This window comes from Microbacterium sp. HMWF026, from assembly GCF_003061325.1.
GTDB lineage: Bacteria > Actinomycetota > Actinomycetes > Actinomycetales > Microbacteriaceae > Microbacterium > Microbacterium testaceum_E.
Map to the genome: position 1 here is coordinate 1 of NZ_QAJB01000058.1, position 9,197 is coordinate 9,197.

8 protein-coding genes are annotated in these 9,197 nt (G+C 71.0%); 5 read left to right on the top strand and 3 right to left on the bottom strand.

The window, feature by feature from the left end; translation table 11 throughout:
• Both DBR36_RS02735 and def read left to right on the top strand, forming a co-directional pair.
• Window positions 1-787: MinD/ParA family protein (locus tag DBR36_RS02735; protein ID WP_146185183.1), on the top strand; the 787-nt coding region annotated here is incomplete at its 5' end.
• The gene (def, locus tag DBR36_RS02740; RefSeq protein ID WP_108317458.1) at window positions 784-1,275 is read left to right on the top strand and encodes a peptide deformylase; all 492 of its coding nucleotides are present in this window, start codon (window positions 784-786) and stop codon (window positions 1,273-1,275) included. The genes DBR36_RS02735 and def, both read left to right, overlap by 4 nt.
• Before the next feature lie 143 nt (window positions 1,276-1,418).
• Here def and DBR36_RS02745 read toward each other — a convergent pair whose 3' ends face one another.
• Window positions 1,419-3,245 carry a long-chain fatty acid--CoA ligase gene (locus tag DBR36_RS02745; RefSeq protein WP_181373448.1) on the bottom strand — a complete coding sequence of 609 codons (1,827 nt, stop codon included), beginning with the start codon at window positions 3,243-3,245 and terminating at the stop codon, window positions 1,419-1,421.
• A gap of 156 nt (window positions 3,246-3,401) precedes the next feature.
• Here DBR36_RS02745 and DBR36_RS02750 point away from each other — a divergent pair, with 156 nt between their 5' ends.
• The 3 genes from DBR36_RS02750 to DBR36_RS02760 are packed head-to-tail and all read left to right on the top strand — an operon-like array spanning window position 3,402 to window position 6,400.
• Window positions 3,402-4,337 carry an ROK family glucokinase gene (locus DBR36_RS02750; protein WP_108317460.1) on the top strand — a complete coding sequence of 312 codons (936 nt, stop codon included), beginning with the start codon at window positions 3,402-3,404 and terminating at the stop codon, window positions 4,335-4,337.
• Between the two features lie 2 nt (window positions 4,338-4,339).
• The gene (locus DBR36_RS02755; protein WP_108317461.1) at window positions 4,340-5,053 is read left to right on the top strand and encodes a 1-acyl-sn-glycerol-3-phosphate acyltransferase; all 714 of its coding nucleotides are present in this window, start codon (window positions 4,340-4,342) and stop codon (window positions 5,051-5,053) included.
• Window positions 5,054-5,062: 9 nt separating this feature from the next.
• Window positions 5,063-6,400, top strand: coding sequence for a class II 3-deoxy-7-phosphoheptulonate synthase (locus DBR36_RS02760; RefSeq protein ID WP_108317462.1), 1,338 nt, complete (start codon window positions 5,063-5,065; stop codon window positions 6,398-6,400).
• A gap of 152 nt (window positions 6,401-6,552) precedes the next feature.
• Here DBR36_RS02760 and pknB read toward each other — a convergent pair whose 3' ends face one another.
• Window positions 6,553-8,505, bottom strand: coding sequence for a Stk1 family PASTA domain-containing Ser/Thr kinase (pknB, locus tag DBR36_RS02765; protein WP_108317463.1), 1,953 nt, complete (start codon window positions 8,503-8,505; stop codon window positions 6,553-6,555).
• Window positions 8,506-8,565: 60 nt separating this feature from the next.
• A partial coding sequence (locus DBR36_RS02770) for a LysM domain-containing protein (protein ID WP_146185184.1) occupies window positions 8,566-9,197 on the bottom strand: 632 nt, incomplete at its 5' end.

Consider the following 9,197-nt stretch of genomic DNA (forward strand, 5'->3'; position numbering starts at 1 on the left):
CCGCCGCATCTCGACGCCGCTGAGCGGCGGGGCGCGCTTCGTCCCCGTGCTCTCGCGCAAGGGCGGGGTGGGGAAGACCACCGTCACGTCCCTTCTGGGCATGGCGCTGGCCGACGCGCGCGACGATCGCATCATCGCCGTCGACGCCAACCCCGACCGCGGAACGCTCGCCGACCGCGTGGGCCGCTCCAACGGTCGGACGGTACGCGACCTCGTCCGCGCGCACGACGAGATGGCCGGGTACAACGACGTCTCCTCGATCGTGGCCCGGGATGCCACCCGCCTCGACGTCCTGGCATCCGATTCCGATCCGCGGGTCTCGGAAGCCTTCAGCGACGACGACTACCGCCAGGTCGCCGACGTCGCCGCGCACTACTACTCGATCGTGCTGACCGACACCGGCACGGGGATCGTGCACTCGGTCATGGGGGCGACGCTCGAACTCGCCGACACCCTCGTGATCGTCGCCGGCCTGTCGGTGGACGAGGCGCGACTGGCCTCCGAGACCCTCACCTGGCTCGAGACGAACGGCTACGGCTCCCGCGTGCGCGACGCCGTGGTGGTGCTGAACAACAGCCGTCCGGGCGCACCTCTGGTGCGCGAGAACGAGCTCGAGGCGCACTTCCGCTCGCGCGTGCGCACCGTCATCCGGATGCCGTACGACCCGCGTATCGCGGCCGGCAGCGCGATCGCGTTCCGCGACCTGCAGCCCGCGACGCGCCAGGCAGCGCGCGAGCTCGCCGCCGCCGTCGTCGAGGGCCTGCGGGCACCGGTGGGTGCCGCATGACCGTCCGACAGATCCGCTTCTTCGGCGACCCCGTCCTGCGCGCCACGAGCGAGCCGATCACCGAGGTCGACGACGGCATCCGCGCCCTCGTCCAGGACCTGCTCGACACGGTCGCGCTGCCCGGCCGCGCGGGGGTCGCGGCACCGCAGATCGGGGTCGGCCTGCGCGCCTTCAGCTACAACATCGACGGCGACATCGGCTACGTGCTCAACCCGGTACTCGTCGAGACGCGCGGCGAGCCCGAGCCGGTGGGGGAGGGATGCCTCTCGGTCCCCGGTCTGTGGCACGACGCCATCCGCTACCCGTGGGCGCGTGTCGTCGGCCACGATCTCGACGGCAACGAGGTCGTGCTCGAGGGCGAGGGGCTGCTCGCGCAGGCTCTGCAGCACGAGACCGACCACCTCGACGGCATGCTCTACCTCTCGCGGCTTCCCGCCGAGACGCGCCGCGAAGCCATGCGTCAGGTGCGCGAGAGCGACTGGTTCTGACCCCCTCGCGTCACCGCGACAGTCTCTCGCGTCGAGAACGGGGCGATCAGTCGCGGAACGTCCGGTTCTCGCCGCAGACCCTGCTCCGGTGACGCGGAACGGCCCGGCCCCCGCGGGGACCGGGCCGTTCGCGGCATCCGGGATCAGGGGAGCGACACGTTGGTCGTGTTCACCGGCACGGCGTAGATGTCCTCGATCGCGTCGGCGAAATCGGTGACGATGACGTTGCGCTTGATGCTCATCTTGGGCGTCAGGTGCCCGCTCGCCTCGGTCCATTCCGTCGGCAGGATCGTGAACTTGCGGATCGACTCGGCGCGCGAGACGCGCGTGTTGGCGCGATCGATCGCGGCCTGCACCTCGGCGCGGACCTTGTCGTTCGCGCTCGCATCGGCGAGGGACATGTCGGCGGGCAGGCCGTTGTTCGCCAGCCACGTCGGCAGCATCTCGGGATCGAGGGTGACCAGCGCCGAGATGAACGGCTTGTGGTCGCCCACCACCACCACCTGACCCACGATGGGGTTGGCGCGGATGGGGTCCTCGAGGGCGGCCGGGGCGACGTTCTTGCCGCCCGCGGTGACGATGATCTCTTTCTTGCGGCCGGTGATCGCCAGGAACCCGTCCGCGTCGAAGGCGCCGATGTCGCCGGTCTTGAACCACTCGCCGTCGAACGCCTCGGCCGTGGCCTCGGGGTTCTGCCAGTACTCGCGGAACACGTTGATGCCGCGGACCTGGATCTCGCCGTCGTCGGCCAGGCGCACACCGACACCGGGCAGCACGGGACCGACGGTGCCGATCTTCGACTTCGTGGCGAGGTTGACCGTCGCGGGCGCCGTCGTCTCGGTCAGGCCGTACCCCTCGAGGATGACCACGCCGAGGCTGCGGAAGAAGTGGCCCAGGCGCGGGCCGAGCGGAGCCGACCCCGACACCGCGTAGACGACGCGCCCGCCCATGGCATCCCGGAGCTTCGAGTAGACCAGCTTGTCGAACAGCGCGAACTTGGCCTTGAGCACGAGCGGGATCTTCTTGCCGTCCTGCAGGCGCTGGGAGTGCTCGACGGCCGTGGCCGCGGCGGCGCGGAAGATCCTGCCCTTGCCCCCGGCCTCGGCCTTCTGCTCGGCGGAGTTGTACACCTTCTCGAACACGCGGGGCACGGCCAGCAGGAACGTCGGTTTGAAGGTGCCGAGCGCGGGCAGGAGCTGCTTGGTGTCGGGCTGGTGGCCCGTCTTGACGCCCGCGTGGACGTTGAGCAGCGAGATGAACCGGGCGAAGACGTGCGCCGTCGTGATGAACAGCAGCGTCGAGGCGCCGGGGGTCTCGACGACCTCGTGCAGCGCCTTGGCGGAGTTGCGGGCGAGCTCGACGAAGTTGCTGTGCACGAGCACGCACCCCTTGGGGCGGCCCGTCGACCCGGACGTGTAGATGAGGGTGGCGACGTCCCCGGCCTTGGCGAGGTGGCGACGCCGCTCGATCTCTTCGTCGGTGATGTGCGTACCGTTCGCCGCGAGCCGATCGAGGTCGCCCCCGTGCATGCTCCACACCTCGCGCACGAGCGGCAGGTCGCTGCGCACCTCGTCGAGACGCTGCGCGTGCTCGGCGGACTCGAGGACGACCGCGATCGCGCCGGAGTCCGAGAGGATCCACGAGATCTGCGACGGCGAACTCGTCTCGTACACGGGGACCATGACGGCCCCGGCGTAGAACAGCGCGAAGTCGACGAGCGTCCAGTCGTAGGTGGTGCGCGCGATGAAGCCGACCTTCTCGCCCGGCTGAACGCCCGCGGCCACGAAGCCCTTCGCCAGGGTGATCACCTGGCGCTCGAAGTCGGCGGCGGTGACGTCGCGCCACCCGTCGGCGTCGGGCACGGCGAACAGGGGCCGGTCGGGCGTCGCGCGGACGCGCTCGGCCAGCAGATCGGACGCGTTGGCGTCGGGATCGGCGGGGACGACAGGGGGGAGGTCGAACTGGATCACGGTAACTCCTTTGGCACCGGAAAGAACGTCGAACGGTCCGTCGAGTCTATCCGCATGCATCGGAGCGGCCCGGGACGGAGCCCGCCCCGCGCGGGTCGTCGGGGGTGGCTAGACTTTCCCGGGCCGCGCGGCACGCTCGGCCCGGAAGGGAGCGCGGTGCGCAACGTCGGCATCGATATCGGGGGAACGAAGATCGCGGGCGGCGTCGTCGACGACGACGGCACCATCATCGAGAAGCTCCGCGTCGACACCCCCATCGACCCCGTGGCCCTCGTCGACGCCGTCGTCGACATGGCCGAGCACCTGCGACGGGCCCATGACATCCACGCGATCGGCGTCGCCGCCGCCGGCTTCATCAGCCGCGATCGCAGCACCGTCATCTACGCCCCCAACATCGACTGGCGCGACGAGCCCCTGCGCGCGCGCCTCGAGCAGCGCCTCGACGCGCCCGTCACGATCGAGAACGACGCCAACGCCGCGGGCTGGGGCGAGTACCGCTTCGGCGCGGGCCGGGGCGTCCGCGACATGGTCATGTTGACGATGGGCACCGGCGTCGGCGGAGCCGTCGTCACCGACGGCGAGCTGTTCCGCGGCGGCCACGGCATCGGCGCCGAACTGGGGCACATGCGCTTCGTGCGCGGTGGCCACCCCTGCGGGTGCGGGCAGAACGGATGCCTCGAGCAGTACGCCTCGGGACGGGCCCTGCAGCGCGAGGCCAACGACATCGCCGACGAGGGCGGCATCGGCGCGGCTCTCGCCGCCGTCCGTGCGGAGCGGGGCGCGATCCCGGGACCGGCCGTGTCGCGCCTGGTACTGGCCGGAGACCCCGGTGCGGTCGAGGCCCTGCGCCGCGTCGCCACGGCCCTGGGCGAGGCGTGCGGCGGTTTCCAGGCGGTGCTCGACCCCGAGGTCTTCGTGATCGGCGGGGGAGTGGCGCAGCTCGGCTCCGACCTGCTCGAGCCAGTGAAGCTGGCGTACGAGACGTCGCTGCCGGGGTACGGTGAACGTCCGGTCGCGGAATTCGCGATCGCGCGCCTGGGCAACGACGCCGGTCTCATCGGGGTCGCCGACCTCGCCGGGAAGGAGCGCTGACGATGTTCTACTGGCTCATGAAGTACGTGGTCATCGGACCGGTCATCAAGGCCGTGTTCCGACCGTGGATGGTGGGCCGGCGCAACATCCCCGCCGAGGGCGCGGCGATCCTCGCCAGCAACCACCTGTCGTTCTCGGACTCGATCTTCCTCCCGCTGATGATCGACCGCCGCATGGCGTTCCTCGCCAAGAGCGACTACTTCACCGGCAAGGGCCTCAAGGGCTGGGCCACCCGCATGTTCTTCACCGCGACAGGACAGCTGCCCATCGACCGCTCCGGCGGCAAGGCCTCGGAGGCCTCTCTCAACACCGGCCTCGGCGTCCTGGGCCGCGGCGAGCTGCTGGGCATCTACCCCGAGGGCACCCGCAGCCCCGACGGAACGCTGTACCGCGGTCGCACCGGTATCGCCCGTATGGCGCTCGAGGCTCGCGTGCCCGTCATCCCGGTCGTCATGGTCGACACCGGCTCCGTCATGCCGATCGGCCAGCGCGTGCCCCGCGTCGGACGGGTGGGCATCGTGATCGGCGAGCCGCTCGACTTCTCGCGGTTCGAGGGCATGGAGGGCGACCGCTACGTGCTGCGCTCGGTCACCGACGAGATCATGGTGGCCCTGCAGCGCCTCGGCGAGCAGCGTTACGAGGACGTCTACGCCTCGACCGTGAAGGACCGTCTCGTGACCGCGCAGGCGGCGAAGGCGCCGTCGACGCGCCAGTAGACTTCAGGGGTGAATCAGCAGCTTCCCGACCTCGACCACTGGCGTTCCCTGCCCATCAAGCAGCAGCCGCAGTGGTATGACGAGGCCGCGGTGGCCGCGGCATCCGCAGAGCTGGCGACCCTCCCGCCGCTGGTCTTCGCCGGCGAGGTCGACATCCTGCGCGACCGCCTCGCGCGCGCCGCCGCCGGACAGGCCTTCCTCCTGCAGGGTGGTGACTGCGCCGAGACCTTCGCCGGTGCCACCGCCGAGCAGATCCGCAACCGCATCAAAACGGTCCTGCAGATGGCCGTCGTGCTCACCTACGGCGCCTCGATGCCCGTCGTGAAGATGGGCCGCATGGCGGGGCAGTTCGCCAAGCCCCGCTCGAGCGACACCGAGACGCGCGGCGAGGTGACGCTGCCGGCCTACCGCGGCGACATCGTCAACGGCTACGACTTCACCGAGGAGTCCCGCAAGGCCGACCCCGCGCGCCTGCTGAAGGGCTACCACACCGCCGCCTCGACGCTGAACCTCATCCGCGCGTTCACGCAGGGCGGTTTCGCCGACCTGCGCGAGGTCCACAGCTGGAACAAGGGCTTCGCGAGCACGCCGGCGAACCAGGCCTACGAGAGCATGGCGACCGAGATCGATCGCGCCATCAAGTTCATGGAGGCCGCCGGGGCGAACTTCGACGAGCTGACGCGCGTGGAGTTCTACACGGGCCACGAGGGCCTGCTCATGGACTACGAACGGCCCATGACCCGCATCGACTCGCGCACGGGGCTGCCCTACAACACCTCCTCGCACTTCCAGTGGATCGGCGAGCGCACGCGCGAGCTCGACGGCGCGCACGTCGACTACTTCTCCAAGATCCGCAACCCCATCGGCGTCAAGCTCGGTCCCACGACGACGCCCGAGACGGCCCTCGCCCTCATCGAGAAGCTCGATCCCGAGCGCGAGCCGGGTCGACTGACGTTCATCACGCGCATGGGTGCGGGCAAGATCCGCGATGCCCTGCCGCCGCTGCTCGAGGCCGTGCGCGACGCGGGCGCCACCCCCCTGTGGGTCACCGACCCCATGCACGGCAACGGCATCACCACCCCCACGGGCTACAAGACGCGTCGCTTCGACGACGTGGTCGACGAGGTGCGCGGCTTCTTCGAGGCGCACCGCTCCGTGGGCACGCACCCCGGTGGCATCCACGTCGAACTCACCGGCGACGACGTCACCGAGTGCCTGGGCGGTTCGGAGCAGATCGACGAGGCGACCCTCGCGACCCGTTACGAGAGCCTGTGCGACCCCCGTCTGAACCACCGGCAGAGCCTGGAGCTGGCGTTCCTCGTCGCGGAGGAGCTCGAGAAGCGCTGACGCCCCGCGTCACGGACGACGCCCCCGACCTGTCGTGGTCGGGGGCGTCGGTCGTTCGCGGCGGCGGAGCGGAACCGATGTCGAGATGCGGCCGGGTGACGCACCGTCCGGATGCGTCCGGCTGACGCCCCCGCCATCGACGGCCCGTGACGTCAGAGTGTCGGCGTCAGGGTGATCGTGGCACCCCGCGGGGCGGTCGACCCTGGCTGCGGGTTGCTCGCGCGCACCTTGTAGATGTCCCAGTACTTGAAACCGAGGGGGAGGGTGCCGTCGTCGATGCCGGCGTTCACCTCGAAGCCCAGGCCCTGCAGCTGGTTCACGGCGTCGCGGATGGACTTGCCGACCAGATCCCCGGGGATCTGCACGGGCTCGGGGCCCTTCGACACCACGAGGGGGACGGTGTCGCCGGGGCGCCAGTTGCCCCCGCCGTCGCGATCGCCCATGCTGATGACGACCCCGGATGCCACGGAGTTGCTGAAGCGCTCCGACACGCTGTAGGCGAGCCCGACGCCGTCGAGCGCGCGCTGGGCCTGGCTCTGCGACTCGCCCGTGACGTCGGGGATCGGACCGAGCGAGACGACCAGGGTCGCGGCGTCGCCCTCGTACACGGTGCACCCCTCGGTGCAGGCGATCGCGTCGCCGCCGGAGCGGGGGATGATCGACGCGCCGAGCACGGTGTTCTCACCGGCGTCCGAGAATTGTCGTTCCGGGTCGTCGCCGACTCCGACGAAGACGGCCTGCAGGATGCCGCGCACCTCGTCGGCGCTCTTGCCGCCGAGGGTGGGGATCTGATGAGCGGCCGGGCCGATCGACACGAAGACGGTCACGACGGTGTCCTTGTCGAGACGCTCGCCGGGGGCGGGGTCGGAGCCGATCGTGGTGCCCGAGGGGATGTCGCGATCGTTGACGTCCTGCTGCTGAGCCTGAAGCTGCTGCTCGGTCAACAGCAGCTGCGCGTCGGCGAAGCTGCGACCCGACACGTCGGGCACCGCGACGAGCGAGCCCGGGCCGGAGCCGAAGTACCAGCCCGTGAACCCGGCGCCCGCGGCGAGCAGCAGCACGACGATGAGCGCCCAGACGCCACGGGCCGAGCGCTTGCGGGTGCGCGCGCGCAGCCGCGCGGCGTTGTCGGGCTCGTCGACGGTGGCCGAGGGGACGGCCGCCGTCTGCGGCAGCACCTTGGTCAGCTCGCGCGACTCGGCGGGCGTGGGGGCGCCGGCCGTGCCCACGGCGACGGCGCGGGCGACCTGCGGCGCGAGGCCCAGTTCTTTCTCGATGCCGCGGAGGCGCTCGAGCATGGCGCCGGCGTCGAGGGGACGGTCGCCCGGCTCGCGTTCGGTGGCCCACAGCACGAGTTCGTCGAGCTGCTCGGGCACGCCGGGGTTCTTGGCGCTGGGCCGGGGGACCGAGTCCGTGGCGTGCTGGTAGGCGATCTGCATCGGCTGCTCGCCCTTGTAGGGCTGCTCGCCGGTGAGCATCTCGTAGAGCATGATGCCGAGCGAGTAGATGTCGCTGCGGGCGTCGGCGGTGCCCCGCGTGACCAGCTCGGGCGCGAGGTAGGCGATCGTGCCCATCAGCTGGGCGCCGCTGGCGGTGTTGGCCGTCGTCGCGCGAGCGAGGCCGAAGTCGCCGATCTTGATGCGGCCGTCCTCGGCCAGCAGGACGTTCTCGGGTTTGACGTCGCGGTGGACGATGCCCGCGCGGTGGGCGGCGGCCAGGCCCGACAGGATGGCATCCATGATCGTCAGGGTCTGATCGATCGTGAGGCGCCGGTGCTCGCGCAGCAGTTCGCGCAGCGTGATGCCGGGCAGGTACTCCATGACCAGGTAGGCCATGTCGCCGTCCTGGCCCTGGTCGAAGACGTTGACCACGTGCGGATCGCTCAGACGCGCGGCCGACCGCGCCTCTTGGATGAACCGGCTCTGGAACACGGTGTCGTCGCTGAGGTGGCCGTGCATGACCTTGAGCGCGATCCGGCGCTCCAGGCGCAGGTCGGTCGCGACGTACACGGTCGCCATGCCGCCGCGCGCGATGCGCGCGCGCACCCGGTATCGGCCGTCGACGAGACGGCCGATCAGCGGGTCGGCCTGCTGACTCGTGCTCACGAGTCGAGTCTACGGAGGTGCCCCTGTGAGCCCGGGCAACGGCTCACCGCGTCCTCGGCCTCAGCCCAGCACCTGCAGCCACGTGGTGGCGGGGGACTCCCACTGCGCGTAGCGGTCGGGGTAGGCCGAGATCTGCACGGCCTGCGCGGCGTCGGCGTAGGCGAGCTGGTCCCAGCCGGGGATGTCGAGCAGCCCGCGCGTCGTCGCGCCGTTGGGGTCGGCGCCGCCGCCGTAGAACACGCGCGTCGCGCGGTCGCGGTCGCGGATCTGCTCGGCGGTGCCCCACCCCATGCTGGGCCGCTGCTGGAAGAGCCCGAGCGAGTCGCGATCGCCCCAGTCCAGGTTGCGCAGCCACGACTCCTGCATGGCGGTTCCGAGCGCGATGACGATCCCGCGGTCCGAGACGCCCAGTTCGCGTCCGATGCGGATGATGAGGCGCGCGTTCTCGCTCTGCTCGGCGTCGAGACCGGGAGCGGTGGCGGGGGCGGATGCCACGGCGGGAGCCACGGCCGCGGTCGAGGGGATCTGCAGGACGTCGCCGGGGTAGATGATCGACGCGCGCGTGAGGCCGTTTGCTCCGAGCACCGCGTCGACCGAGACGCCGTTCGCGCGCGCGATCGCCGACACCGTGTCGCCGGGACGGACCTCGTGCGTCGCGGAGGTCGGGGCGGGGGCGGGCGCGTCGACCGGCA